Annotated in this window: 24 protein-coding genes, 1 tRNA gene and 1 pseudogene; 12 read left to right on the top strand and 14 right to left on the bottom strand. The window is 66.5% G+C overall.

Annotation, left to right across the window (positions count from 1 at the left end):
* Window positions 1-177: 177 nt before the first annotated feature.
* The 4 genes from PSK12I2_RS0118450 (at window position 178) to PSK12I2_RS0118435 (ending at window position 2,820) form a co-directional block, all read left to right on the top strand.
* Window positions 178-1,125: a LysR family transcriptional regulator gene (locus PSK12I2_RS0118450; protein ID WP_007158516.1), complete on the top strand. Its 948-nt coding sequence runs from the start codon at window positions 178-180 to the stop codon at window positions 1,123-1,125.
* A 161-nt stretch (window positions 1,126-1,286) separates the two neighbouring features.
* Window positions 1,287-1,363: transfer RNA gene (locus tag PSK12I2_RS0118445), tRNA-Asp, on the top strand.
* Window positions 1,364-1,520: 157 nt separating this feature from the next.
* Window positions 1,521-2,096: a hypothetical protein gene (locus tag PSK12I2_RS0118440; RefSeq protein ID WP_027599529.1), complete on the top strand. Its 576-nt coding sequence runs from the start codon at window positions 1,521-1,523 to the stop codon at window positions 2,094-2,096.
* A gap of 349 nt (window positions 2,097-2,445) precedes the next feature.
* Complete coding sequence (locus tag PSK12I2_RS0118435; protein WP_007158514.1) at window positions 2,446-2,820, top strand: histone-like nucleoid-structuring protein, MvaT/MvaU family; 375 nt, start codon at window positions 2,446-2,448, stop codon at window positions 2,818-2,820.
* 303 nt (window positions 2,821-3,123) lie between these two features.
* On the opposite strand, the gene PSK12I2_RS0118430 is transcribed toward PSK12I2_RS0118435, so the two are convergent.
* The 12 genes from PSK12I2_RS0118430 to PSK12I2_RS0118375 form a co-directional block, all read right to left on the bottom strand.
* On the bottom strand, window positions 3,124-3,813 hold the full coding sequence (locus PSK12I2_RS0118430) for a response regulator (protein WP_027599528.1): 690 nt from the start codon (window positions 3,811-3,813) through the stop codon (window positions 3,124-3,126).
* 62 nt (window positions 3,814-3,875) lie between these two features.
* On the bottom strand, window positions 3,876-6,500 hold the full coding sequence (locus PSK12I2_RS0118425; protein ID WP_027599527.1) for a sensor histidine kinase KdpD: 2,625 nt from the start codon (window positions 6,498-6,500) through the stop codon (window positions 3,876-3,878).
* Window positions 6,497-7,048: a potassium-transporting ATPase subunit KdpC gene (gene kdpC / locus PSK12I2_RS0118420; protein WP_027599526.1), complete on the bottom strand. Its 552-nt coding sequence runs from the start codon at window positions 7,046-7,048 to the stop codon at window positions 6,497-6,499. Before kdpC ends, PSK12I2_RS0118425 begins: the two co-directional genes overlap by 4 nt.
* A gap of 10 nt (window positions 7,049-7,058) precedes the next feature.
* Window positions 7,059-9,089 carry a potassium-transporting ATPase subunit KdpB gene (kdpB, locus tag PSK12I2_RS0118415; protein ID WP_027599525.1) on the bottom strand — a complete coding sequence of 677 codons (2,031 nt, stop codon included), beginning with the start codon at window positions 9,087-9,089 and terminating at the stop codon, window positions 7,059-7,061.
* Between the two features lies 1 nt (window position 9,090).
* Entirely contained in the window at window positions 9,091-10,788 is a 1,698-nt protein-coding gene (gene kdpA / locus PSK12I2_RS0118410) for a potassium-transporting ATPase subunit KdpA (RefSeq protein ID WP_027599524.1), read from the bottom strand.
* A gap of 9 nt (window positions 10,789-10,797) precedes the next feature.
* On the bottom strand, window positions 10,798-10,887 hold the full coding sequence (locus tag PSK12I2_RS24960; protein ID WP_017640468.1) for a potassium-transporting ATPase subunit F: 90 nt from the start codon (window positions 10,885-10,887) through the stop codon (window positions 10,798-10,800).
* Window positions 10,888-11,029: 142 nt separating this feature from the next.
* On the bottom strand, window positions 11,030-11,248 hold the full coding sequence (locus PSK12I2_RS0118400) for a hypothetical protein (protein WP_007158508.1): 219 nt from the start codon (window positions 11,246-11,248) through the stop codon (window positions 11,030-11,032).
* Between the two features lie 127 nt (window positions 11,249-11,375).
* Complete coding sequence (locus PSK12I2_RS0118395) at window positions 11,376-12,443, bottom strand: endo-1,4-beta-xylanase (RefSeq protein ID WP_027599523.1); 1,068 nt, start codon at window positions 12,441-12,443, stop codon at window positions 11,376-11,378.
* Between the two features lie 44 nt (window positions 12,444-12,487).
* Window positions 12,488-12,700 (bottom strand): hypothetical protein, encoded by a 213-nt coding sequence (locus PSK12I2_RS0118390; RefSeq protein WP_007158505.1) that lies wholly within the window; start codon window positions 12,698-12,700, stop codon window positions 12,488-12,490.
* 240 nt (window positions 12,701-12,940) lie between these two features.
* Complete coding sequence (gene acnB / locus PSK12I2_RS0118385; RefSeq protein ID WP_027599522.1) at window positions 12,941-15,541, bottom strand: bifunctional aconitate hydratase 2/2-methylisocitrate dehydratase; 2,601 nt, start codon at window positions 15,539-15,541, stop codon at window positions 12,941-12,943.
* A 355-nt stretch (window positions 15,542-15,896) separates the two neighbouring features.
* Window positions 15,897-16,628 (bottom strand): aspartate/glutamate racemase family protein, encoded by a 732-nt coding sequence (locus PSK12I2_RS0118380; protein WP_027599521.1) that lies wholly within the window; start codon window positions 16,626-16,628, stop codon window positions 15,897-15,899.
* Window positions 16,629-16,635: 7 nt separating this feature from the next.
* Window positions 16,636-17,340, bottom strand: coding sequence for a GntR family transcriptional regulator (locus tag PSK12I2_RS0118375; RefSeq protein WP_007158502.1), 705 nt, complete (start codon window positions 17,338-17,340; stop codon window positions 16,636-16,638).
* Between the two features lie 297 nt (window positions 17,341-17,637).
* On the opposite strand from PSK12I2_RS0118375, the gene PSK12I2_RS0118370 reads away from it, so the two are divergent.
* From PSK12I2_RS0118370 to PSK12I2_RS0118360, 3 genes are all read left to right on the top strand, one after another.
* Window positions 17,638-19,083, top strand: a complete 1,446-nt coding sequence (locus PSK12I2_RS0118370) for an NCS1 family nucleobase:cation symporter-1 (RefSeq protein WP_027599520.1) — start codon at window positions 17,638-17,640, stop codon at window positions 19,081-19,083.
* A 96-nt stretch (window positions 19,084-19,179) separates the two neighbouring features.
* The gene (locus PSK12I2_RS0118365; RefSeq protein WP_007158500.1) at window positions 19,180-19,656 is read left to right on the top strand and encodes a DUF1289 domain-containing protein; all 477 of its coding nucleotides are present in this window, start codon (window positions 19,180-19,182) and stop codon (window positions 19,654-19,656) included.
* 73 nt (window positions 19,657-19,729) lie between these two features.
* Window positions 19,730-20,341, top strand: coding sequence for a tRNA-(ms[2]io[6]A)-hydroxylase (locus tag PSK12I2_RS0118360; protein WP_169886934.1), 612 nt, complete (start codon window positions 19,730-19,732; stop codon window positions 20,339-20,341).
* A gap of 6 nt (window positions 20,342-20,347) precedes the next feature.
* On the opposite strand, the gene PSK12I2_RS0118355 is transcribed toward PSK12I2_RS0118360, so the two are convergent.
* Window positions 20,348-21,040, bottom strand: coding sequence for an endonuclease (locus PSK12I2_RS0118355; RefSeq protein WP_007158498.1), 693 nt, complete (start codon window positions 21,038-21,040; stop codon window positions 20,348-20,350).
* A 138-nt stretch (window positions 21,041-21,178) separates the two neighbouring features.
* Between PSK12I2_RS0118355 and earP the strand changes: the two are divergent.
* The 3 genes and pseudogenes from earP to PSK12I2_RS0118345 all read left to right on the top strand — a co-directional run.
* Window positions 21,179-22,306, top strand: a pseudogene (gene earP / locus PSK12I2_RS25100) (elongation factor P maturation arginine rhamnosyltransferase EarP); the annotation flags it as partial.
* 48 nt (window positions 22,307-22,354) lie between these two features.
* On the top strand, window positions 22,355-22,921 hold the full coding sequence (gene efp, locus PSK12I2_RS25095) for an elongation factor P (RefSeq protein WP_007158497.1): 567 nt from the start codon (window positions 22,355-22,357) through the stop codon (window positions 22,919-22,921).
* 123 nt (window positions 22,922-23,044) lie between these two features.
* Window positions 23,045-23,785 carry a sulfite exporter TauE/SafE family protein gene (locus PSK12I2_RS0118345; RefSeq protein WP_027599518.1) on the top strand — a complete coding sequence of 247 codons (741 nt, stop codon included), beginning with the start codon at window positions 23,045-23,047 and terminating at the stop codon, window positions 23,783-23,785.
* Here PSK12I2_RS0118345 and PSK12I2_RS0118340 read toward each other — a convergent pair whose 3' ends face one another.
* Complete coding sequence (locus tag PSK12I2_RS0118340; protein WP_027599517.1) at window positions 23,786-24,637, bottom strand: LysR substrate-binding domain-containing protein; 852 nt, start codon at window positions 24,635-24,637, stop codon at window positions 23,786-23,788.
* A 101-nt stretch (window positions 24,638-24,738) separates the two neighbouring features.
* Here PSK12I2_RS0118340 and PSK12I2_RS0118335 point away from each other — a divergent pair, with 101 nt between their 5' ends.
* Window positions 24,739-24,990, top strand: a complete 252-nt coding sequence (locus PSK12I2_RS0118335; RefSeq protein ID WP_027599516.1) for a DUF1127 domain-containing protein — start codon at window positions 24,739-24,741, stop codon at window positions 24,988-24,990.
* A 33-nt stretch (window positions 24,991-25,023) separates the two neighbouring features.
* The gene (locus PSK12I2_RS0118330; protein WP_027599515.1) at window positions 25,024-26,223 is read left to right on the top strand and encodes a winged helix-turn-helix domain-containing protein; all 1,200 of its coding nucleotides are present in this window, start codon (window positions 25,024-25,026) and stop codon (window positions 26,221-26,223) included.
* The last annotated feature ends 12 nt before the right edge of the window (window positions 26,224-26,235 follow it).

Here is a 26,235-nt window from a genome sequence, read left to right as displayed (position 1 = left end):
GATCTCTCTTGTTGTTGTGATTCGGCCACGGCTCAAGGTAGTCGCAGTTGCAATGCCTGGATAATCGCTTTTTGTTTAGGACCGATACCCTTAAGGTATCGATTCGTGCGCGGGGCTTGGCCAGAGCCATCCCGCCCTGCAGGACCCGCCGCCGCTCGCCTCATCAGGACGCCGCCAATGAACGCTTCTCCTCATGCCCGCGCGCTGTTCAGTCGCCTGCGTTACAAGCACCTGCTGATGCTGGTGACCCTGGCCGGTACCCGCAATCTGCACCGCGCCGCGGAAGCCCTGCATATGTCCCAGCCAGCCACCACGCGGATGCTGCAGGACGTCGAGGAAGCCTTTGGCTGCGCGCTGTTCGAACGCCAGGCGCGCGGCCTGAAGCCCACGGCGCTGGGGGCAGAGATCCTGGAGTTCGCCCGGCGCGCCCTCAATGGCCTGGATCGCTGCGCCGAAGACCTCGATGCGCGGCGCTCCGGTGGCTATGGGCATCTGGCGGTGGGCGCCATCATGGGCGCCTTGCCCGATCTGGTGGTGCGGGCCATCGCCGAGAGCAAGGCGCGCCAGCCGGGCCTCCAGCTACGCATCCTCGGCGACACCAGCGACCAGCTCACCGAGCTGCTGGAGCAGGAGCGGATCGATGTGGCCATCGCCCGTTTCACCCAGCCGGCCGATCTCGGTCGCTTCACCTTCGAGCCCCTGGGCAACGAGCACCTGGCGGTGGTGGTGCGCACCGGGCATCCGCTGGCCGGGCGCGCCGCGCCCGATCTGGCCGAACTGGTGGCCGAGTGGCCGTGGATCCTGCAGCCCGAAGCCAGTCCGGCCCGGGTGGCGCTGGAGGCCGCCTTCGCCCGGCGCCAGTTGCCACCTCCCGCGGACGTCATCGAATGCGGCTCGGTATTCGCCATGCTGCAGCTGGTACAGATCACCGACGCCATCCTGGTGCTGACCGAGGCGGTGGTGCGCGATCACCTGCGTACCGGGCTGATGGTCTCGCTCGACCTGGAGATCACCGAACCCCTGACGCCCTTCGGTATCCTGCTGCGCACGGGGCAGGTACCCAGCGCGGCCCTGGAAGGCTTTCTCGGCCTGCTCAGGCAGCAGGCCGCTGGCGCCGCGGCCTGAACGAGACGGGGGACGCCGCCGGCTGTGCACGGCGAGAAATATTTTCGCTACGCCCGTTGTTTCTTCCCTGATAAATCAGTATCTTAGCGGCCGCTGGTGCAGAGAACCCCGCTGAACAGGTTCTCGGCAAGTGCCAGCAGGATGCCGCAAGGCTTCCATGCGCAGCGGTAGTTCAGTCGGTTAGAATACCGGCCTGTCACGCCGGGGGTCGCGGGTTCGAGTCCCGTCCGCTGCGCCACCTACCACCCGCGAGCTCCGGCTCGCGGGTAACGAAAGAAGCGGCCCTTGCGGCCGCTTTTTTTCGTCCTGCACTTTTGTCGCCAAGTCTTGCCGCCAGGAAACCCCCGACGCTTCGTTAGTCTCCAATGGCCTAACGTCGATGCGTAGGAGTGGCCATGAAGATCGCCTGTCTGGGTTGGGGGTCGTTGATCTGGAAGGCGGCGGAATTGCCGGTCGCCTCGGACTGGTTCGAGGACGGCCCCAGGTTGCCCATCGAATTCGCCCGGGAAGGTGACAGCGGCGAGTTGGCCACGGTCATCTGTGACGGTGTGGCCGAGGTCCAGGTGCTCTGGGCCTATCTGGCGGTCGACACCCTGGAAGAAGCGCGCGACGCCCTGCGTGAGCGCGAGGGGGTGCCAAGAGAGCAGCCCGAATGCATCGGCAGCTGGCCGAGTGGTCCGCATTCGCCCTTTCAGCCGCGCATCGCCGCCTGGGCCGCGGAGCAGGGCGTCGACGCCGTGGTCTGGACGGCCTTGCCGCCGCGCAGTGGTGGTCTGAATCAGCGCATGCCCACGGCGGCGGAAGCGCTCCACTATCTGCGCACCCTCGATCACGAGCGGCAGGCCCATGCGCGGGACTATATCCGGCGTACGCCCGTGGCCATAGATACCGAATACCGCCGGGTAATAGCCCAGACCTTCAACTGGCAGCCCCTGCCCGAAGCCCAGCCAGACCTGGACGCCTCGGCCTGAGGCGCATGCCAGAGCGTCTAGCCAGGTCCAAGCCCGGAAGTTTTGCCAACTTCTGCATGATTATGCAGTTTAGTTGAGCGTTCTTACTTGGCTGGCTGTTCTTTGATGGCTTCGGTTACTACCGGGTAACTTGCGAAGAGGCCTCGCAAGACCTTGTTGGCGCCAATCCGCCGGCCTGGCTTAAGGTTTTCTTAATATTCAAACTTGCAGACACAAGAAGTGGCCTCTATTTTTTCAAAAGGATTACTTGTCGCTGGCATCCGGGGCATCAATCCTTTATTGTCGCGTGCAACTTTCGCCTGCGGGCGAAGTTTCCACCCGCTTTTTCAAATAGCCCTCAGGAGTGCCCATGTCCCGTCTCGCCGAATTCCGTGCCGCCGAAGAGCAACTTCGCGCCCAATTGCAGCTGCTCGAAGATCTCAAGCAGGACAGTTCCCTGCAAAAAGAAATCGAATTCGAAAGTAAGCTCCAGGCCCTGATGGATGAATACCACATGAACCTGGGCGATATCATCGGCATCCTGGATCCCAACGCTGCCCCCAAGCACAAGGCGCAGACGCCGCACCCGGAAAAGCCGGCAGGCAAGCGTCGTCCGCGCAGCACCAAGCGTTATCAGCATCCCAAGACCGGCGAAATCATCGAAACCAAGGGCGGCAACCACAAGTTGCTCAAGGCTTGGAAAGCCGAACACGGCGCCGATACCGTGGAAGGCTGGTTGCAGTAACGTCTCGACGGGATTGCAGTCGGTAGCCGTGCAAGGCGAGTCTACCGACTGGAATCTTTTCCCACCGCTGCAGCCTCTTCACCTCGCGCACTTCCGCCCTCTTCAAGTCCTTACCAGGGACGAATATGTTCCAGGCAGCTGCTCTAGCTGCAATCACCCCGCATTCATCATATCTTTTAGTCGCCTCTAGGCTCATAAGAAAGGCCAGTGCCATTCAGACTTATGCAGAGGGTCTAGGGTGCGGGGATAACGGCGAAGGCGGCTTGTTTCCGCACTGGATAAGCGGCATTCAGCCCAGCAAGGCTAACCTTCGGCGCGCAGGCGATAACCCACGCCGGGCTCCGTGACGATATAGCGCGGTGCTACCGGATCGTCCCCGAACTTCTGTCGGAGATGGCCAATCACGATGCGCAGATAATGACTGTCCTGCGCATGGGTCGGGCCCCAGATATCGATCAGCAATTGCCGCTGGGTCACCACCCGTCCCGGATGTTGGGCGAGGGCGGCCAGCACGGCGTATTCCTTGCGCGTCAGGGCCACTTCGCTGCCGCCCAGTGTGACCCGGCGATAGGCGAAATCCACTTTAAGATCGCCAACCTCCAGCGCCGCCACCTGCTGGCTCGCCGTGGCCGAGGTCTGGCGCAACAGGGCGCGACTGCGCGCCAGGAATTCCTGGATACCGAAGGGCTTGGTCACGTAGTCGTTGGCGCCGGCATCCAGGGCGCGGACCTTCTCGCGTTCGTCCGCCCGCACCGACAGCACCAGCACCGGCACCGCGGACCATTCGCGCAATTCGACCAGCACCTCCTGGCCGTCGCGATCGGGCAGACCCAGGTCGAGAATCACCAGGTCCGGCTGGCCCAACGCCGCCTGGGCCAGGCCTTCGGTGCCGGTGGCGGCTTCGCTGACCTGGTAGCCCTGGGCCGCGAGACTGATGCGCAGGAATTTGCGGATCTGGGGTTCATCGTCGATGACGAGGACGTGAGCGGGCATCTGAACGGGTTCCACACGAGAGGGCGTCATCATAGCCGCTGCGGCTGCCGCATGAGCCAGTCTTATGCCGCCGGAGGAGCGGGCAGCGGCAGGTGCATGCGCATCGTGGTGCCGCGACCGTCCAGGCCGTCTTCCACGCTGACCCGTCCGCCATGGGCGCCAACCATGCCCTGGCAGATCGCCAGACCCAGACCGGTACCCTGGCCACCGCGATCGCCGCGCGCCGCGGTATAGAACATGTCGAAGATCCGCGTGCGATCCTCGGGCGGAATGCCCGGGCCTTCGTCGGCCACGGCCAGCTGCAGCTCATTGCCCTGGCGCAGCAGGCTGATCTCCAGCCGCCCGCCGGGTGCGGAGAAGCGGATGGCGTTCTCCAGTACATTGACCAGCGCCTGTTCGATCAGCGCCGGATGAACCCAGAGCAGCGGCAGACCCGGCTCGATCCGGGTGGCTACCCGCAATCCCGTCAGCAGCGGCTGCAGGCGTTGCAGGGCACTGGCGAGGATGTCGCCGGGGTCGACCCAGTCCCGCGCCAGCTGCAGGCTGCCGTGGCCGAGGCGGGTCATGTCCAGCAGATTCTGGATATAGCGGTCTAGGCGTTCGGCCTCCTGGCGGGTGGCGTCCAGCAACTCCTGGCGATCGCTGGCGGGTATGGCTTCACCCAGGGTCGCCAGGGCATCGATGGAGCCGCGCATCACCGTCAGCGGTGTGCGCAGGTCGTGGGACACCGAGGCGAGCAGGGCGCTGCGCAGCTGTTCGGTCTCGCCGTGCAGGCGCGCGGCCTCGAGATCCTCGCTGAGGCGGACCCGGGCCAGGGCCTGGGCCAGCGGCTGCGCCAGGCTGGCCAGCTGGCGACGCTCGGCGTGATCCAGCGGCTGGCCGTCGTCACGCCGTACGCCCAGCACGGCCAGGCTGCCGCCCTCGCCGAGCAGCGGCCACCACCACCAGCCGCCGGAGGGCAGGGTATCGGTGCCGCGACCCGCCGGCTTTTCCTGCTTCCAGGCCCATTCGGCGGCGATGCGTTCGTTGTCGGCCAGGTGCAGATCGCCCGGTTGGCTCACCAGCTGCCCCGCCTTTTCCGGCAACAGCAGGCAGACGTGGCGAGTGGCGTCGCCCAATTGCTTGAGGGTGACGCTCGCCACCGCCTGACGATCGCTGGCAGCGCTCAGCTGGCGGGTGAAGTCCAGCAGCGCCAGGGTCTCGCGCTGGGTCCGGCGCAGCGCCTGCAGCTGGCGCCGCTGACGGGCGGCCAGGTCGCCGGTGAGCAGGGCCATCAACAGGAAGAAGGCCAGGGTGAGGACGTCCTGCTCGCGGTTGATGGTCAGCGAGAAGGCCGGCGGGATGAACAGGAAATCGTAGGCGAGAAAGCCCAGCAGGGCGCAGAACAGCGCCGGACCGCGACTGCTGCGGACCGCCACCAGCAGGACGGCGGCCAGAAAGATCAGCGAGATATTGGGCAGTTCCAGCAGTCCGGACAGGCCTTCGGCGATGGCCGCGGCCACGGCGGTCGCCAGGACGGCGGCGCCATAGGGGCCGGGCTTGATGGCTCGGCGCGGGCGGGCGGCCGGCGGGGCGTCGCGATCCAGATCGAGGATGGCGATCTCCAGCCCCTGGGCCAGGCGCAGCAGGCGACTCGCCAGACGGCGCCGCAAGCTGAAGCCGCGCGGCCGGCCGCGGCCGATCAGCAGCACGCTGGCGCGCTGGTCGCGGGCATGGCGGACCAGGGCGCGGGCCGGATCGCTGTCTCTCAAGGTCAGCACCTCGCCGCCCAGGCGTTCGGCCAGGCGCTGGCTGGCCTGGAGGTTGGCGCGGGCGGCGTCGTCCAGCGGCTGGCCGGTGTCGACGTGGACCAGGGTCCAGGGCAGGTGGCGCTGGTCGGCGAGGCGACTGGCATGGCGCACCAGGCGCTCCGCCGAAGGTGCGGTGCCGGCGCCGACGATCAGGCGACCCAGTAGCGACGGGGCGGCCTGGCCCTGCTGGCGGTATCTCAGAGCGAGCGCCGAATCCACCTGGGCGGCGGCGGTGCGCATGGCCAGCTCGCGCAGGGCGGTGAGATTGGTCTGGCTGAAAAAGGCATCGATGGCCGCGCGCGCCTGCTCGGGCACATAGACCTTGCCCTCGCGCAGGCGCTCCAGCAATTCCCGCGGTGGCAGGTCGATGAGCACCAGGTCATCGGCATCGAGCAGCACCTGGTCCGGTACCGTCTCGCGCACCTGGACGCCAGTGATGTCGCGCACCTCGTCATTGAGGCTTTCCAGGTGCTGGACATTGACCGTGGTGTAGACGTTGAGGCCGGCGGCGAGCAGGTCTTCGACGTCCTGCCAGCGCTTGGCATGGCGACTGCCGGGGGCGTTGCTGTGGGCCAGTTCGTCGACCAGCACCAGTTCCGGCGGATCGGCCAGCAGGCCTTCCAGATCCAGTTCGCTGAGCTTGAGGCCGCGGTGCTCGACCCGCCGCAGCGGTTGCTGCGGCAGGCCGGCGAGGAGGGCGGCGGTCTCCCGCCGCCCATGAGTTTCGACGATCCCGGCGCGCACCCGGCGGCCCTGGCGCAGTGCGGTCTGGGCCGCCTGCAGCATGGCGTAGGTCTTGCCCACGCCGGGCGCCGCCCCTAGGAAGACCTTGAGGCGGCCACGGCCTTCGCGGTGTTCGGCGAGCAGCGCTTCGGCGCGCCCGGTGCTGTCGGTCATTTGCTCAGGTCTGCCAGGGCCAGGTTGAGGAGCAGGACATTAACCGTTGCCGGACCGAAGCGCGAGGTGCGCGTCTGTTCGTTCACCAGGGCTTCCAGGCGTTCCGGGGCCAGGCCGCGCGCGGCCGCGACCCGGGCGATCTGATAGCGGGCGCCGGCCGGGGTGAGGTCCGGGTCGAGGCCGCTGGCGGAGGTGGTCACCAGCTCCTGGGGCACCGGGCCCTGGCCGGTCACCTGGACCTCGGGCAGTGCCTTCTCGATCCGCTCGCGCAGCGCCGGTGCCGACTGGGCCAGGTTGCTGGCGCTGCTGGAGACGGTGGCGTAGTCGCCAGCCGAGGGGCGCGGCTGGAACCACTCGGGGCCGCTGAATTTCTGCGCGATCAGGCGTGAGCCGACCACGCTGCCGTCGGCGCGCTGGATCAGGCTGCCGCCGGCCTGGTCGGCGAACAGCACCTGGCCGAGCACCGTCACCAGCAGGGGGTAGGCGCCCCCGGTCAGGGCGCTGAGCAACAGGAGCATCAGCACGGCGGAACGCAATTGCATGAGCATGGCGGTCTCCTCAGACCAGACCCAGGGCGCCGAGCGCCAGGTCGATAGCTTTGATGCCGACGAAGGGCACGACGATGCCGCCCAGCCCATAGATCAGCAGGTTGCGGCGCAACAGGGCGGCGGCGCTGGCGGCCTTGACCCGCACTCCGCGCAGCGCCAGGGGAATCAGCGCGACGATGATCAGGGCGTTGAACACGATGGCCGACAGGATGGCGCTCTGCGGACTGGCCAGGTGCATTACGTTGAGCACGTTCAGCTGCGGATAGATGCCGGCGAACAGCGCGGGCAGGATGGCGAAGTACTTGGCCACGTCGTTGGCCACCGAAAAGGTGGTCAGGGCGCCGCGGGTCACCAGCAGTTCCTTGCCCACCTGTACTACGTCGAGCAGCTTGGTGGGGTCCGAGTCCAGGTCCACCAGGTTGGCGGCCTCGCGGGCGGCCTGGGTGCCGTCGTTCATCGCCATGCCGACATCGGCCTGGGCCAGTGCTGGGGCGTCGTTGGCGCCGTCACCGCACATGGCTACCAGCTTGCCCTCGGCCTGTTCGCTGCGGATGCGCTCCAGCTTCTTTTCCGGCGTGGCTTCGGCGATGACGTCGTCCACCCCGGCCTCGGCGGCGATGGCGGTGGCGGTCAGAGGGTTGTCGCCGGTCACCATCACGGTACGGATGCCCAGGGTGCGCAGCTCGGCGAAACGCTCGCGGATGCCCGGCTTGACCACGTCCTTGAGGTGGATGGCGCCCAGCAGCCGGCCCTCACCGCAGACCAGCAGCGGGGTGCCGCCACTTTTGGCGATGGTCTCGATCTCCCGGGCCAATACCTCCGGCAGGTCGGCGCGGGTCTGGCCGAGAAACATCAGCACGGCGTCTACCGCACCCTTGCGATACTCGCGGCCCTGCCAGTCGATGCCCGACAGGCGCGTCTCGGCGCTGAAGGGAATGGGCGTGACCTGGGCGCGCGGCGGCTCTTCCAGCGGATGCAGGTTACGCAGGTACTCCACTATCGAGCGGCCTTCCGGGGTCTCGTCGGCCAGCGAGGCGTAGAGGGCGCCCTCGGCCAGGCCCTTGGGCGTGATACCGGGGGTGGCGTACAGGGCGCTGCAACGGCGGTTGCCGAAGGTGATGGTGCCGGTCTTGTCCAGCAGCAGGGTATGGACGTCACCGGCGGCTTCCACGGCGCGCCCCGAGGTGGCGATCACGTTCAGTCGGACCAGGCGATCCATCCCGGCGATACCGATAGCCGAGAGCAGGCCGCCGATGGTGGTGGGGATCAAGGTCACCAGCAGCGCCACCAGGAACAGCAGCGGCAACTCACCACCGGCCAGGGCAGCGAAAGGCTGCAGGGTCACCACCACCAGCAGGAAGATCAGCGTCAGGCCGATCAGCAGGATGTCCAGGGCGACCTCGTTGGGGGTCTTCTGCCGCTTGGCGCCTTCCACCAGGGCGATCATGCGGTCCAGGGTCGACTCGCCGGGGTTGGCGGTGATGCGCACCCGGATCCAGTCCGACACCACCCGCGTGTTGCCGGTGACCGCCGAGCGATCACCACCGGATTCGCGGATCACCGGTGCCGATTCCCCGGTGATGGCCGCCTCGTTGACCGCGGCCACGCCTTCGATGATCTCGCCGTCACCGGGGATCAGCTCGCCGGCTTCCACCCGCACGATCTGGCCCTTGCGCAGCGAGCTGGCCGGCACCATCCGGTGCTCGCCGTTTTCCTCCAGGCGGGCGGCGAGATTCTGGCCGATGCCCTTGAGACTGTCGGCGCGCGCCTTGCCACGCCCCTCGGCGAGCGCTTCGGCGAAGTTGGCGAACAGCAGGGTGAACCACAGCCAGAGGGTGATCTGCACCGCCACCCCGGTGCTCACGCCATTGTCCGGCGCCAGGCACAGCAGGGTGGAAAACAGCGCGGTGATCTCGACCACGAACATCACCGGCGAGCGGATCTGCTGGCGCGGGTCGAGCTTGACGAAGGCCTGCCGCAGCGCCTGGCGCCACAGGGTGCCAGGGGTAGGAGTGGGCAGGGTGTGGGTCTGGGCATCCATTTCAGCGGACTCCGAACAGTTGCAGATGGTCGGCGATCGGCCCCAGGGCGAGCGTCGGCAGGAAAGTCAGGCCGCCCACCAGCAGCAGGGTGATCACCAGCAGGGTGACGAACAGCGGGCCGTGGGTGGGAAAGCTGTTGGGGCCGAGCGGCACGGGTCGCTTGGCGGCCAGGCTGCCGGCGATGGCCAGGATCGGCAGGATGTAGCCGAAGCGACCGATCAGCAGGGCCAGGCTCAGCATCAGGTTGTGGAAGGGGGTGTTGGCGCTGAAGCCGCCAAAGGCCGAGCCATTGTTGGCCGTGGCCGAGGTGTAGGCATAGAGCAGCTGGCTGAAGCCATGGGGGCCCGTCGCGCCGATCCCGGCCACTCCGGCCGGAACGCTGGCGGCGATGGCGCCCAGCACCAGTACGCCCAGCGGCATGACCAGCAGGGTCGCCACCAGCAGCCGTACCTCGGGGGCTTCCAGCTTCTTGCCGAGGTATTCCGGGGTACGACCCACCATCAAGCCGGCGATGAAGACGGCGATCAGCACATTGAGCAACATGCCGTAGAGGCCGGCGCCGACGCCGCCAAAGATCACCTCGCCGAGCATCATGTTGAACAGGGCGATCAGGCCGGTCAGGGGGGCCAGGCTGTCATGCATGGCGTTCACCGAGCCGTTCGATGCCGCCGTGGTCACCGTGGCCCAGAGCGCCGAGGCGGTACCGCCGAAGCGGGTTTCCAGACCCTCTAGAGACGCCCCCTGGGTGATCGACAGGCCGGCCAGCGCCGGGTTGGCGTGATTCTGGGCGCCGATGGCCACGGCGCCGCCGACCACCAGCAGGCCGAACATGGCGGCGAAGATCGCCCAGCTCTGCCGCCGATCCTTGACGTAGTGGCCAAAGCTGAACACCAGCGCGGCCGGAATCATCAGGATGGCCGACAGCTCCAGCAGATCGCTCAGCGCCGTGGGGTTCTCGAAGGGGTGCGCCGAGTTGACGCCAAAGAAGCCGCCGCCGTTGGTACCCAGTTGCTTGATCGCGATCTGGCTGGCCGCCGGGCCCAGCGGCAGTGTTTGGCTGGCGCCCTGCAGGGTGGTGGCATCCACATAGGCGGCGAAGGTCTGGGGCACGCCCTGCCAGATCAGCAGCAGCGCCAGGGGCACGCACAGCGGCAGCAGCACATAGAAGGTGGCGCGAAACAGATCGACCCAGAAATTGCCGATCTCCTGGGCGCTGCGGCGGGTGATGCCGCGGGCCAGCGCGGCCAGCACGGCGACGCCCACCGCGGCGCTGACGAAGTTCTGCACGCCCAGGCCGACCATCTGGCTGAAGTAGCTCAGCGAGGCTTCGCCGCTGTAGGCCTGCCAGTTGGTGTTGGTGACGAAGCTGATGGCGGTGTTCAGCGCCAGGGTCCATTCGAGCCCGGGCAGGTGCTGCGGATTGAGCGGCAGTTCGCCCTGCAGCAGCAGGATGGCGAACAGCAGGATGATCCCCAGCAGGTTGAACAGCACCAGGGCAATGGCATAGGCGCGCCAGTCCTGGCCACGGCCATCGGTGCCCACCACCTTGAGGGTCAGGCGCTCCAGGGGCCCGCCGACAAAGGTCAGCCAGGTCCGCTCGCCTTCCAGCGCGCGGTAGAAGTAGCGCCCCAGGAAGGGCGCGGGAAGAAAGGTCAGGGCCAGGAAGGCCAGGATCAGGAACGCGGCTTGGCTGTCCATGCCGCCTCCCTAGGACCGGCCGGCGCGCAACAGCGCCGCCAGCAGATAGACGAACAGACCCAGTGCCAGGAGCAGGGCCAGAAGATTCCAGGGGGTCATCGCGAGTTCTCCAGAGACGGCCGTTGCCGCGTGGAGAAATTGTCGGGAGGAGGGGTGTAAAGAAGCGAGGCGGGGAGCGGTGGCGGGGCGTAAAGAAAGCGTTAAATCGGCCCCGCCCGCCAGTGCTGGCGGGGCGTTGCGACTATTGCTTGGGCGCGGCCTGCTGTTCTTCCTTGGCCTTCTTGTTGGCCTCGTGGTGACCGATGGCGCAGCCCGCGGCGGCACCGGCGACGCCGTGACCACCGGCGACATGACCCGCGGCGCCGCCGACCACGGCGCCCTTGACGCAACCGGCGGCGAAGGTAACTTGGCTGGCGCCGAGCAGCAGAGCAGACAGGGCAAGGGTAGGCAGGAGCTTCATGGTGGCGACCTCTCGTGGGTGCGAAGTAATGTCCTGTAACAATTGACCTGGCGGGGCTGCGGGGGTTCGCCGCCTTGTGCAAATCTTCCGTGGAAGAGCCGCACGCCAGAGCCTGCTAAACGACAGGCTACGGATGGGGCGCCTGATGCAGGACGGCCCAGTAGGCTGGTTTCGGCCGTTGGTGGCGGTCGAACAGCAGCGGCTGGTCGTCTCCCGGTACGCCGGGCGGGTTGTTCAGATAGCTGTGGTCGTCGGCCACGCCCCACCAGGTCACGGCGCTCACCTCGGGGTGCCTCAGGACCATGGCCATGAAGTCGCGATAGCGTTCGGCCTGAAGGTCCAGCCGCTGCGGCAGACCGAGTACGGGGTGGTAGTCGTGGTGCTGATAGAGACTCATGTCCAGCTCGGTGATCTGGTTTTCCATCCCCAGCTTGGCGAAGGTGGTGAGCGACTGATCGATGGCCGCCAGGGACGGCCAGTAGATGCTGATATGGGTCTGGTGGCCGATGCCCTGCACCGGCACGCCCTCGGCCAGCAGGCCCTTGACCACCCGCGCCAGGCAGTCGCGCTTGGCGGGCTCGTGGGTGTTGAATTCGTTGATGAACAGGCGCGCCTGGGGATCGGCGGCATGGGCGGCGCGAAAGGCCTCGGCCAGATAGTCCGGACCGACCACCTGCAGCCAGCGATCGTCACGCAGGCAACTGCGCTGATTGGGGTCTATGGCCTCGTTGACCACGTCCCAGGCATAGACTCGCCCGCGGTAGTGGCCGACCACCGTGGCGATATGCGCTCGCAGGCGCTGCAGCACCTGCTCTCGGGTGGCCGGCTGCCCATCGGCACCCTGCCAGAACCAGTCCGGGGTGTGGCTGCCCCAGAGCAGGGTATGGCCGCGCACCGCCACGCCGTGCTGCTCGGCGAAGGCGACGATGGCATCGGCCGGCCCGAAGTCGTAGCGGTCTTCCTGCGGATGGATGCGCATAGGCTTCATGGCGTTCTCGGCCACCAGGCTGCCGAATTGCTGCGCCAGCAGCGCCCCGTCGGGACCCGCGAGCTGATCGGGTTCGATGGCGGCGCCGATCTTCAGGCGCCCGCCATAGGCCGCCGCCAGGGAGCGGGTAGCGATCGGCTCCGCGGCCAGGGCAGCGGCACTCCAGAGACCCAGAGACACCAGCAGGGCGAGCAGAGCGCGCGGCATAGTGATGATCTCCCAGCAATCGGTAGTGGGTGGCGGACGGCCGTTCAGCCATGAGTATGCGGCGACTCTTCCTTGGCCTTGGCCGCCAGGTGGTGGCCGATGACGCACCCGGCCACCGCACCGGCAATGGCATGGTGACCGGCGACATGCCCGGCCACCCCGCCGACCACGGCACCCTTGATGCAACCCGCCGCCAGACTCGCCTGGCTGAGGGCAAGCAGGAAAAATGACAGGGTGATGACCGCAAGACGTTTCATGGCAGGTATCCGAGGCGTGCTGGAGCGCCGAAGGTAACGGCACCCGGGTTAACAGGCGCTTAAGACCAGCGCCTATGCCGCTGCCCGCGTAGCGTGGAAAACGGCGCAGCCTTTTCCACCGGCAGCCATCAAGGCCTCTCCCGGCGGCTACGTGGACAAGCTTCGCGTTGTCCACCCTACGGCGAAACCCCCATAAAAAAACCGCCCCGAGGGGCGGTTTTTCAGTACCGAACGCTAGCGTCAGACTTCGACGGCGGCGATACGGGCCTTTTCCGCGCTTTCACGGAATTCGGCGATCTGATCGAAGCTCAGGTAGCGGTAGACGTCCGCAGCCATGCTGTCGATGCTCTTCGCGTATTCCATGTACTCCTCGACGGTGGGCAGCTTGCCCAGGATCGAGGCCACCGCTGCCAGCTCCGCCGACGCCAGGTAGACGTTGGCGCCGTCGCCCAGGCGGTTGGGGAAGTTGCGGGTGGAGGTGGAGACCACGGTGGCGTTGGCGGCCACGCGGGCCTGGTTGCCCATGCACAGCGAGCAGCCCGGCATTTCCATGCGCGCACCGGCCTTGCCGTAGATGCCGTAGTAGCCTTCCTCGGTCAGCTGGTGCTGGTCCATCTTGGTCGGCGGCGACAGCCACAGACGGGTCGGGATCGAACCCTTGACCTTGTCCAGCAGCTTGCCGGCGGCACGGAAGTGGCCGATGTTGGTCATGCAGGAACCGATGAACACCTCGTCGATCTTGTCGCCGGCCACCTGGGACAGCAGGCGGGCGTCGTCCGGATCGTTCGGGGCGCACAGTACCGGCTCGTTGACCTCGGACAGGTCGATCTCGATGACTTCGCTGTATTCGGCGTCGGCATCGGCGGCGAGCAGTTCCGGGTTGGCGATCCAGGCTTCCATGGCGCGCGCGCGGCGCTCCAGGGTGCGCGGGTCACCGTAGCCTTCCTCGATCATCCAGCGCAGCAGGGTGATGTTGGACTGCAGATACTCGGTGATCGACTCGGGCGACAGCTTGATGGTGCAACCGGCGGCGGAACGCTCGGCGGAGGCATCGGACAGCTCGAACGCCTGCTCCACGGTCAGGTCTTCCAGGCCTTCGATCTCGAGGATGCGGCCGGAGAAGATGTTCTTCTTGCCCTTCTTCTCGACGGTCAGCAGGCCCTTCTGGATGGCGTAGTAGGGGATGGCATGCACCAGGTCACGCAGGGTGATCCCGGGCTGCATCTTGCCCTTGAAGCGCACCAGGACCGACTCCGGCATGTCCAGCGGCATGACGCCGGTGGCCGCGGCGAAGGCCACCAGGCCGGAACCGGCCGGGAAGGAGATGCCGATCGGGAAGCGGGTGTGGGAATCGCCACCGGTGCCGACGGTGTCGGGCAGCAGCATGCGGTTCAGCCAGCTGTGGATGATGCCGTCGCCCGGACGCAGGGAGACGCCGCCACGGGTGCGGATGAAATCCGGCAGGGTGTGGTGGGTCTTGACGTCGATGGGCTTGGGATAGGCCGCGGTGTGGCAGAAGGACTGCATCACCAGGTCAGCCGAGAAGCCCAGGCAGGCCAGGTCCTTCAGCTCGTCGCGGGTCATCGGGCCAGTGGTGTCCTGGGAACCGACGGTGGTCATCTTCGGTTCGCAGTAGGTGCCGGGGCGCACGCCCTCGACGCCGCAGGCCTTGCCGACCATCTTCTGCGCCAGGGTGTAGCCCTTGCTGCTCTCGGCCGGCTGGTCCGGCTTGTTGAACAGGTCGGTCGGACCCATGCCCAGTTCGGCACGCGCCTTCTCGGTCAGGCCGCGGCCGACGATCAGCGGGATACGGCCGCCGGCGCGGACTTCGTCCAGCAGCACGGGGGTCTTGAGTTCGAAGGTGGCGAGCACCTCGTCACTGCCGTGGCGGGTGACCTTGCCGGCCTTGGGATAGACGTCGATGACGTCGCCCATTTCCAGCTCCGACACGTCGAATTCGATCGGCAGGGCGCCGGCGTCTTCCATGGTGTTGTAGAAGATCGGGGCGATCTTGGAGCCGAAGCAGAAACCACCGGCGCGCTTGTTGGGCACGTAGGGGATGTCGTCGCCAAAGAACCACAGCACCGAGTTGGTGGCGGACTTACGGGACGAACCGGTACCGACCACATCACCTACATAGGCGACCGGGAAGCCCTTGGCACGCACTTCCTCGATCTGCTTCAGCGGACCGATGCTGCCTTGCTGCTCGGGCACGATGCCGTCGCGAGCCATCTTCAGCATGGCCAGGGCGTGCAGCGGGATGTCCGGACGCGACCAGGCGTCAGGCGCAGGAGAGAGGTCGTCGGTGTTGGTTTCGCCCGGCACCTTGAACACGGTCAGGGTGTACTTCTCGGCAATTTCCGGACGCTTCTTGTACCACTCGCCCTCGGCCCAGGACTGCATGACGGCCTTGGCGTGGGCATTGCCCGCCTTGGCCTTCTCGGCCACGTCGTGGAAGGCGTCGAACATCAGCAGAGTGTGCTTGAGTTGTTCGGCGGCCACAGCGCCCAGTTCGGCGTCGTCCAGCAGCTCGACCAGGGTGGCGATGTTGTAGCCGCCCTGCATGGTGCCCAGCAGCTCGGTGGCGCGCTGCTTGGAGATCAGCGGGGACTGGGCTTCGCCCTTGGCGATGGCGGAGAGGAAACCGGCCTTGACGTAGGCGGCTTCGTCGACGCCCGGCGGCACGCGGTTGGTAACGAGGTCGACGAGGAATTCTTCTTCGCCGGCCGGGGGATTCTTCAGCAGTTCGACCAGACCGGCCGTTTGCTCGGCGTTCAGCGGCTGGGGCACGATGCCCTGGGCGGCACGCTCTTCTACGTGTTTACGATAGGCTTCAAGCACAGGTTGACCCTCATCAGTGGTCCAATATTGCGTCCGGGGGCTGGCGCCCCGAAATGCATTCGGCAGGGTAAGACGGGGGAGGCTGCGGGCAGGACCGCCGTCGCGCCGGACGCATTCCGCTGGAAGCTGTTTTCAAAGTTTTACGCCGGCTGCTGAAAAGCTGATCGGCAGCAGGGCGGTTGATGAGGCCGCCGCTGCCGGATCGCCGGATACTTTGCTCGTGACGCTTTGAAAACAGCTTCGTATCGGACATTGCGCCTATAAGGCTGCCTAATTCTACGCCAAGCCTCGAGCGAAGTTAAGCGCCGCGTTGTCGCATCGCTGCGTCGGCTGATTAGACCTTGGCCGCAGGCTGCTACCGGCCCAGGTGCGCGAAGCGCCCGCTGAAGGGTTTGGCGATGGGGTAGGCCAGGTCACCGTGCTTGCTGGTGCCCAGGCCCAGGTCGACCAGGGATTCGGCCAGCTTGACCGCGGCGCTGACGCCTTCGATCACCGGAATGCCGATGGCTTCGCTCAGGGCCTCGCGCAGATCGGCCATGCCGCCACAGCCGAGCACGATGGCGCCGGCGCCTTCCTCGTCACGGGCGCGGCGGCCCTCGGCGGCGATCAGTTCGATCAGGCTGTCGTCGGCGGCTTCCAGGGCCAGCACCGGCAGGTCGATGCAGCGCACCGAGGTGCACAGCTCGGCGAAGCCGTAACGCTGCAGCAGGTGCTCGGCGATGATGCGCGTGCGGGTGAGGGTGGTCACCACCGCGAAGCGGGTGGCCAGCAGGCTGGCCAGGTGAAAGCCGGCCTCGGCGATGCCCAGTACCGGCCCCTGGGCCATTTCCCGCGCGGCCAGCAGGCCCGGATCGCCAAAGCAGGCGATGACGTGGGCCGCGCAGCCTGCCTCGACGCCCTTGCGCATCTCTTCGATCACCCCGACCGCGGCCACGGCCTCGTCGTAGTGACTTTCGATGGACACCGGACCGGCGTCCGGATTGCTGGCGAGAATGGTGGTGCCCGGTCGGGCAATGGCCTGGGCCGCGCGACCGATCTTGGCGGTCATGCTGGCGCTGGTGTTGGGATTGATGACCTGAATCTGCATGGGAGCCTCAGCTGCGTTTGAAGATGCTGCGGAAATCGGGCTCGGCGGCCGTGGGCCGGTCGATCCGGAGGGATTCGCGGATGAGGCGCAGGTGCTGCGCCATCCACTCGCTGGCGGCCGTGCCGTCGCCGCGGGCGAGCAGGTCCAGCAGGTCTTCGTGCTGACCGCAATCGCAGCCCAGGCTGTGCCGCGAGCCATAGATGGCGATCAGCAGCGAAGAGCGACTGGCCAGTTGGGCCACCTGTTCGGTCAGCACCTGGTTGTCGGCCAGGGCGGCGAGTTCGACGTGAAAGCGCGCGGACAGCTGGATCGCCAGGCTGTGGCGGCCGCCATGCTGCGCTTCGTGCTCTTCGAGGCACAGTTGCCGTAGGGGCGCGAGCTGGGCGCTGTCGACGCGGGCGGCCACCAGCGGCATCAGCGCCGGTTCGATCAGTTGGCGCGCGGCGAGGATGTCCTGGGCCTCCTTGGCGCTGGGCTGGGCGACCTGGGCGCCGCGATTGGCGCGCAGGGTCACCAGCCGCTCCAGGGCCAGCCGCTGCAGCACCTTGCGAATGCCGGTGCGGCTGATGCCGAAGGTTTCCGCCAGGGTGTCTTCCGGCAGCCGGGTGCCCGGGGTCAGGCGATGCTCGACGATGGCTTCGAGAATGTCCTGGTAGATCCGTTCGTCCCGGGGCGAGGCGGCAACGGCGAGCGGCGAGGGTACTGCACTCATGGGCTGACTCCGGCGATTTGCCTGAATTGTATACAAAGTCTCGGGCGACGACGATGGGCGAATGCGTTCCGCCCCGTGCGCCATGGTAGCGCCTCTCTGCCACCAAACGCCCCAGAGAAGTGCATCTGCGGTAACGCCTGCAGGCCTGGGTTAGAGCCTCTTTTCCTCAAAATTCTCTATCGAGCCAGGAGGTTAAGGACATTTTTCGGTAGCTGGCACGTTCTCTGCCTGGTGGATTGTATACAAAACAAGGCGAGCGCCGTATGCAGGTGCCCGCTACCACGGAGGAGGCGATTCATGAACCAGCAGATTCCCCCGGGCTACAGCCCGCGCCTGTACAACGAAGACCTCGGCCCGGTCGAGCAGAAATGGAGCTGGTACAACATCTTTGCCTTCTGGATGAGCGACGTGCACAGCGTCGGTGGCTATGTCTTCGCCGCCAGCCTGTTCGCCCTGGGGCTGGCCAGCTGGCAGGTGCTGATCGCGCTGCTGGTGGGGATCTGCATCGTGCAGGTGGTCGCCAACCTGGTCGCCCGGCCCAGCCAGCAGGCCGGCGTCCCCTATCCGGTTATCTGCCGGCTGGCCTTCGGCGTCTTCGGCGCGAACATTCCGGCGGTGATCCGTGGCCTGATCGCGGTCGCCTGGTACGGCATCCAGACCTACCTGGCCTCCAGCGCCCTGGTCATCGTGGTGCTGCGCTTCTTTCCCGCGCTGGCGGTCTATGGCGACAGCAGCTTCCTGGGCCTTTCCTACTTGGGCTGGGGCGGCTTCCTCACCCTCTGGTTCCTGCAGGCCTGCGTCTTCTGGGCGGGCATGGAGTCGATCCGCCGCTTCATCGACTGGGCCGGCCCTGCCGTCTATGCGGTGATGTTCCTGCTCGCCGCCTGGATCGTCTGGCGCGCCGGCTGGAGCAACATCAGCTTCACCCTGGCGGAAAAGCAGCTGACCGGCTGGGCGGCCTTTGGCCAGGTGATCGTCGCCATCGCCCTGGTGGTGTCCTATTTCTCCGGGCCCACGCTGAATTTCGGTGACTTCAGTCGCTACTGCCGCTCCATGCAGGATGTCCGGCGCGGCAATTTCTGGGGCCTGCCGATCAACTTCCTGGCCTTCTCCCTGGTCACCGTGGTGATCGTCTCCGGCACCCTGCCGGTGTTCGGCGAGATGATCCACGACCCCATCGCCACCGTGGCCCGTATCGACAACACCACCGCGGTGCTGCTGGGCGCTTTCACCTTCGTGACCGCCACCATCGGTATCAACATCGTCGCCAACTTCGTCTCGCCGGCCTTCGACTTCGCCAACGTGGCGCCGAGCAAGATCAGCTGGCGCGCCGGCGGCATGATCGCGGCCGTGGCCTCGATCTTCATCACCCCCTGGAACCTGTTCAACAACCCCGAGGTGATCCACTACACCCTGGATGTCCTGGCCGCCTGCATCGGCCCGCTGTTCGGCATCCTGCTGGTGGACTACTACCTGCTGCGCAAGGGCCGCATCGACGTCGATGCCCTGTTCGACGATTCCCCGCAGGGCGCCTACTGGTACAGCGGTGGCGTCAACTGGGTCGCGGTCCAGGCGCTGGTGGCCGCGGCCCTGATCGGGTTGTGCTTCACCTTCGTGCCCTGGTTCAAGCCGATCGCCAACTTCGCCTGGTTCACCGGCTGCTTCCTCGGCGGGCTGTTCTTCTATGCCCTGAGCCGGCGCAGCGCCAGCCCGCTGCCGAGCCGCGGCGTCGCCGCGGTGTGATTTGACCTGAGGTTCTGCACGACCGGCGCGGGCCACCCGCGCCGGTCGTTGCCGTTTCCGGCTAGACTAGGCGTTTTGCTCCAAGGCTTGCCGCCCATGCCCGCTCCTGTCATCAAGACGCCCTGCGTCGGCCTGTGCTCGACGATGTTCGGCGACCACGTCTGCCGTGGTTGCAAGAGATTCCACCACGAGGTGGTGAACTGGAATCTCTACGGCGAAGAGGAGCGTCGCGCCGTCTGGGCGCGCCTGGAGCTGCTGCTGGTGCAGGTGGTGTCGGCCAAGGTCGATGTCTTCGATGCGGGGCTGTTGCGCCAGCAGTTGCAGCAGCGCAGCATCCGCTTCCGGCCGGATCAGTCCGAGTATTGCTGGGCCTATCAGTTGCTGGCCCGGGGTGCGCGCCATATCCAGCAGCTGGACGCCTATGGGGTGCGCCTCCTGCCGGAATTTCGCGAGCGCCCGCTGGCCGAGTTGCGCGACGCCATCGACCGGGAATTCTTCCTGCTCTCCGAAGCCCACTACGACCGTTACATCGCCCCGCGCTTCCTGCTCGAAGGGGTCGACAGCCGCGTCTGAGCGTCAGCAGGCGAGCGGCGCTGCCCAGGCGCGCGCCTTTCTCTATAATGCGCGGCTTTTGCACGGGATTACGCTGATGTCCTTGCCCGAGATGAACGAATTCCTCGGTTGCCGTACGCCGGATGCCTGGGTCGAGGCCGCGCTGCAGGATCTGCCGACGCTGCTGCAGGACCACGCCAACAACGAGAAGAAGGCCGCCGGCGCCGCCTTTCACTACCTGTTCACCTATTCCAATCGCGCCGAACTGTCCTGGAAGATGTCGCGCATCGCCCGCGAAGAGTTGCGCCACTTCGAACAGGTGCTGCAGATCATGAAGCGCCGCGGCATCGAGCATCGCAACGTCAGCTCGGCACGCTATGCCGGCGCCCTGCGCAAGCTCTGCCGCAACCATGAGCCGCTGAAGCTGACCGACAGCCTGGTGATCGGTGCCTTCATCGAATGCCGCTCCTGCGAGCGATTCGGTGCGGTGGCGCCCCATCTGGACGCGGAGCTGGGCAAGTTCTACAGCGGCCTGCTGGCCTCCGAAGCCCGGCATTTCCAGGACTATCTCAAGCTCGCCTACCTCTATGGCGAGCGCGACGACGTCGACGCCAAGATCGCCGAGGTCCGCGCCCTGGAAGTGGAGCTGATCACCTCCAGCGATGGCGAGCTGAGATTCCACAGCGGTATTCCAACCGCTGCCTGAGTCGCGCTACTTGCAGGCCTTGGTCTGGCCCACGTAGGGATTGCCATGGCCCATGATGCAGGCCAGGCGCTGATTGCGCTGGCGCTCCCAGGCCTCGGGCGGGTACTGCTTGGTCCAGGCGGTGTAGAGCTGGCTGTCCTGCTTGGACAGCCGCAGGCCATAGCGGTCGCTCATGTAGAAATAGGTGCGGGCGACCATGCCGCGGATCTCCGGACGCGGCATGGCGGTCTTGGCCTTGAAGTCCACCACCATCTGGCAAGCGCCGTACTGGCTGGGTTTTTGCGGCAGCCAGCCAAAGGCGAAGTTGCTGCGATCGCCATTGACCTCGCCGACCACCGGCACCAGGTTGAAGAGATCGGCTTCGGCCTTCTGGTACACCGGGTCGCTGGCCGTGCAGTTCTTGCGACCGCCTTTCTGCCAGCACTGGCGCTGGTGACCGATCACCCACGCCGGCACGATGTGCTCCCACTCGATGCGGCTGGCGCGCTGGGCGCTCTTGCGCGGGACGTAGCCGCAGCTCTTCAGATCCACGGTCTTGCCGCTGTAGTGGCAGCCGCAATAGAAGTCCACGCCCTGCTTGGCATAGACCTTGGTCGCGACCACCTTGGCTTCGCTGAAGGTGCGGGGTGGCTGGGGTGTCGCCAGGGCGCTCAGGGAAGCCAGGCTCAGGCAGAACAGCAGGGCAGGGCGCAACGACATGGAGAATCCGTCCGAAAAAGCGCGGATACTACCGACCCGCCTGGGGTCGCGGTGTGACTGGGTTCACTGGAATCCGCCGCGCATTACCCGCTGGCTGAAGCGAAACACGATTCGATATCAATGACTTAGAGGTATGGCATGGCAGCCTGGGACATCTTCTGCACAGTGGTGGACAACTATGGGGACGCGGGTATCACCTGGCGTCTGGCCCATCAGCTGGTCGCCGAGCATGGACAGCAGGTCCGCCTCTGGATCGACGACCTCTATCCCCTGGCGCGGATCCAGCCGGGGGTCGATGGCACGGCCGAGCAGCAATGGCATCGCGGGGTCGAGGTACGCCTCTGGCGTGCCGACTGGACGCCGGCCGAGCCGGGCGACGTGGTGGTCGAGGCCTTCGCCTGCCAGTTGCCGGAAGGCTTCATCACCGCCATGGCGGGGCGCGCCGAGCGACCGCTCTGGCTCAATCTGGAATACCTGAGCGCCGAGGAGTGGATCGAAGGCTGTCATGCTCTGCCGTCGCTGCAGCCCACCGGCCTGAACAAGTACTTCTTCTTTCCCGGCTTTACCGCCAAGGTCGGTGGTCTGCTGCGCGAGCGTGACCTGCTCGAGCAGCGGGACGGCGTCCAGCAGGCGGCCGCGACGCGGGACGACTTTCTCGCCGGGTTGGGCGTCCGCCGGCAGCCGGGCGAGCGCCTGTTCTCGCTGTTCGCCTACGAGAATCCGGCGCTGATCGACTGGCTCGACGCCCTGAGCGCCGCTAACCGGCCGACCTGCCTGCTGGTGCCGGAGGGGCGGGTACTGGCCAACGTCGCCGCCTGGCTGGGCGTCGACTGGCTCAAGGCCGGCGACAGCCACGGCCGTGGCGCCCTGCGGGTGCAGGTGCTGCCCTTCGTCTCCCAGCAGCAATACGACCGCCTGCTGTGGTGCTGCGACTTCAATGCCATCCGCGGCGAGGACTCCTTCGTCCGCGCGCAATGGGCCGCGCATCCCTTCGTCTGGCACATCTATCCGCAGGAAGAGGACGCCCACTTCGTCAAGCTCGAGGCCTTCCTGGCGCGCTATGTGGCGTCCGGCACCCCTGAACTGGGCGCCGCGGTCAGTGCCCTGTGGCTGGCCTGGAACGGTCGTGGCGACCTGGCTGCGGCCTGGTCGGCGCTGGACGCACAGGTCGAAAACTGGCGTCTGCTGGCGCGTGACTGGAGCGATCGGATGGCTTCTCACAGCGATCTTGCCGCCAGCCTGGTGCATTTCCATACAGATTGGCTATCATATGGCGCCTCGAAATCCCGTTCTTCCATCCATACGGATAACCGCATGAAAACCGCACAAGAGTTCCGTGCCGGCCAAGTGGCCATGATCGACAACGCTCCCTGGGTCATCCAGAAAGCTGAATACAACAAGTCCGGCCGTAACGCTGCAGTGGTCAAGATGAAGCTGAAGAGCCTGCTCTCCGGCAGCGCGACCGAGACCGTCTTCCGCGCCGATGACAAGCTCGAGCCGGTGATTCTGGATCGCAAGGAAGTAACCTATTCCTACTTCGCCGATCCCCTGTACGTCTTCGTCGACGCCGACTACAACCAGTACGAAGTGGAGAAGGACGACCTGGGCGAAGCCATCGCCTTCATCGAAGACGGCATGACCGACGTCTGCGAAGCGGTGTTCTACAACGACCGCGTCATCTCCATCGAATTGCCCACCACCATCGTGCGCCAGATCGCCTACACCGAGCCGGCCGTTCGCGGCGACACCTCGGGCAAGGTCATGAAGACCGCTCGCCTGAACAACGGCTACGAGCTGAAGGTCTCCGAGTTCTGCGATATCGGTGACCACATCGAGATCGACACCCGTACCAACGAGTACAAGTCGCGCGCCAAGGTCTAAACCAGGCGTCTCGATCAGAAAGCCCGGCTTGCCGGGCTTTTTGCTGTCTGGGCTTTCGTCGCGGGCCGGTCTGGCCGGTCTCTCCAAATCCCTTTGCCGCTGGATAGAATTGCCGTGGAATCGCTGTTTACCTTGTTGATCGATGTCGTCCTTGGGGCGGTGCTGGGCGTGGTGGGTGGGCTGTTCGGCATCGGCGGTGGCCTCATCGCCATTCCGGTGTTGGCGCTGCTGTTCGGCCTCGACCAGCAACTGGCCCAGGGCACCGCCCTGGTGATGGTGGTGCCCAACGTGCTGCTGTCGGTCTACAAGTACAATCAGCGCAACCGCATCGACTGGCAGCGCGCCGCCTTGCTCGCGGCTGCCGGCATGGTCTCGGCTTTGGTGGGCACGGCACTGGCGGTGTCGCTGGATGCCCGCTCGATGCGCCACGGCTTCGTCGGCTTCCTGCTGCTCCTTGTGCTCTACAACCTCTGGCAGCTCTATCGCCGTGGCCAGCCACCGCTGACCACGCCGAGCCGTCTCGGCCTTGGCGTGCTGGGGCTGGTGGCGGGACTGGTCGGCGGGCTGTTCGGCGTCGGCGGGGCGGTGATCGCCACGCCCATCCTGGCGGGCGTGATGGGACTGACCCAGGTCGCGGCCCAGGGCATGTCCCTGGCCATGGCCTTGCCCACCACGGGCGTCACCCTGGCCAGCTATGCCTGGCATGGCGAAGTGGATTGGAGCGTCGGCATTCCCCTTGCCATCGGCGGCCTGCTCAGCGTGAGCTGGGGCGTGAAGCTGGCCCACCAGCTGCCCGAACGGCTGCTGCGCCTGCTGTTCTGCGGTTTTCTGCTGCTTTGCGCGGTGCTGCTGGCGCTGCGCTGACTACTGCCGAAAGCTCTCGGCGATATGCTCGGCGAGGGTGTCGATGATCGGCGAGGCGCTGCGTGGATTGCGCAGCAGTTCGATGGAACAGGAGGGCAGGTCGGGCATGCCGTCGGCTTCTCCCAGCCGGCGCAGTTCGCTCGGCAGCAGGCTCTCCAGCTGCGCGGTGACCGCCAGGCCTGCCTTGACGATGCCCAGCAGCGCGGCAAGGCTGGGGCTGCTGTAGGCCAGGCGATAGCCACGGTCGCGATTGTCCAGGGCGCGCCGGGCCCATTCGCTGAGAAAGCAGGAGGTATTGAACATCGCCAGCGGCAGCGGATCGCGCTGGTGGATGTCGAAACCAGGCGCCTCGGCCCAGACGAAGCGTTCCCGCCGCAACGGCAGACCGATCTCGTTGCCCGGTTCGCGGGTGACGATGGTCAGATCCAGATCCTGGCGCTGCAGCAGACCCGCGGTGGGCTCGCAGTGGACATCCACCTGCACCAGCGGGTAGGCCTTGGCGAAGCCCGCGAGGATGCCCGGAATGAACCTCATGACGTAGTCGTCAGGGGTGCCGATGCGCACCGTCCCCACCATGTGCGGCTCGCGCAGGGTGGTCATCACCTCCCCATGCAGCTTGAGGATCCGCCGAGCGAAGCCCAGCAGGACCTGGCCTTCCGCGGTCAGACGCACCTGGCGGCCGTCACGCTCGAACAGTCGCCGCTGCAGCACGTCCTCTTCCAGCTTGCGCATCTGCATGCTCACCGCCGACTGGGTGCGGTTGACCACCTCGGCCGCGCGGGTGAAGCCGCCCTGATCGGCGATGGCGACAAAGGTGCGCAGCAGATCGGTCTCTATGCTGGGGTAGTTCATGGCATCAGCTCGGTGAATGGATCGCATCAGAAAGATTCGTTGGATTGATGTTAAGTCGGCTTCCAGACTTGAGCCATACCCTCTGGAGAAGGAGATGCACCATGGTTCAGCTCATAGCTCACCGAGATTCGTCCGGGCGTTCCCCTGGTGTTGCGGGCGTCACCTCTCGTCTGCGGCAGGTCTGGGCCTGGTTGCGGCGGGCGATAGAGCTTTCCCGCCAACGCCGAGCGCTCTATCGGCTGGATGAAAACGCGCTGCACGACCTCGGCCTGAGTCGCGCCGATGCCTGGCAGGAGGCCGACAAGCCGTTCTGGCAGCAGCCCGCGGAGGAGCGCCGCCGCCGATCCTGCTAGGGTGAAAGATCCCTTCCTCTTTCAGGAGCTCGGATGGACAGCCTTTCCCTGCGCGAGGCCCGGCGTCTGGCCTTGCGCGCCCAGGGTTTCGGTAATCAACCCAAGGGTGGCGCGGGTCCCGCCGCCCTGTATCGCCAGGCCGCACGCCTGAACGTGCTGCAGATCGATTCGGTCAATGCGCTGGTGCGCTCCCATTACCTGCCGCTGTTCAGCCGTCTCGGCCACTATGCCTTCGCCGATTTCGATGCCCTGGCCTGGGGCCAGGGGCGCAAGCGCCAGCTCTATGAATGCTGGGCCCACGAGGCTTCGCTGGTGCCGGCCGAGGTCTGGGCCGAGCTGCGCTGGCGGCGCGATCAGGCGCGCCAGGGCATCGGCATCTATCGGCAGCTGGCGCGTTTCGCCGTCGAACAGCCGCAGGTCGTCGCCCAGACCCTGGAGGCGGTGGTGCAGCGCGGTGCCCTGGGCGCCGGCAGCCTGGCTCGGCGGGTCGAGCAGGCCGGTCCCTGGTGGGACTGGAGTCCGGGCAAGCTGGCGCTGGAGTGGCTGTTCGCCGCCGGTGAGGTGACGGTGGCCGGGCGGCGCGGCTTCGAGCGTCTCTATGACCTGCCCGAGCGGGTGCTGCCGGCGGAAATCCTTGCGGCGCCGGCCGTTGCGCCCGGAGCCGCCCGCCGCGCCTTGCTGCTGCGCAGCGCCCGTGCCCTGGGCGTGGCGAGCGAGGTCCAGCTGCGTGACTATTTTCGTCTCAGTCCGGCCGAAGCCCGCCAGGGCCTCGCCGAATTGCTGGAGGAGGGCAGTCTGCAGCCCCTCCAGGTGCAGGGCTGGTCGAAGCCGGCCTATGTCGCCGAGACGCCCAATCCCGGGCGCCCCGTGCGCGCCGCGGCGCTGCTGTCGCCCTTCGATTCGCTGGTTTGGGAGCGTGAGCGCACCGAGCAGCTGTTCGGCTTTCGCTATCGACTGGAGATATACACGCCGGCGGCCAAACGGGTCTATGGCTACTATGTGCTGCCCTTTCTCTACCGGGAGCGGCTGGCGGCGCGGGTGGATCTGCGCGCCGAGCGGGCGCAGTCACGGCTGGCGGTGCATGCCGTGCATCTGGAGGCGGCGGGGCTCGATGACGAGGGGTTGGATGCCCTGGCGGGGCGGTTGCGCGCCCTGGCCGACTGGCTCGGTCTCGCCGACCTGCAGTTGCACGGGCCGGCGGACGTCTTGCGCGAGGCGGTGGCGCGGCACTAGAGCGCGCCGCGC

It is taken from the genome of Pseudomonas sp. MOIL14HWK12:I2, assembly GCF_000510745.1.
In the GTDB taxonomy this organism is placed as follows: Bacteria; Pseudomonadota; Gammaproteobacteria; order Pseudomonadales; family Pseudomonadaceae; genus Chryseomonas; species Chryseomonas oryzihabitans.
The sequence above is the reverse complement of the archived record's forward strand: the minus strand, read 5'-3'. Positions and strand labels throughout refer to the sequence as shown.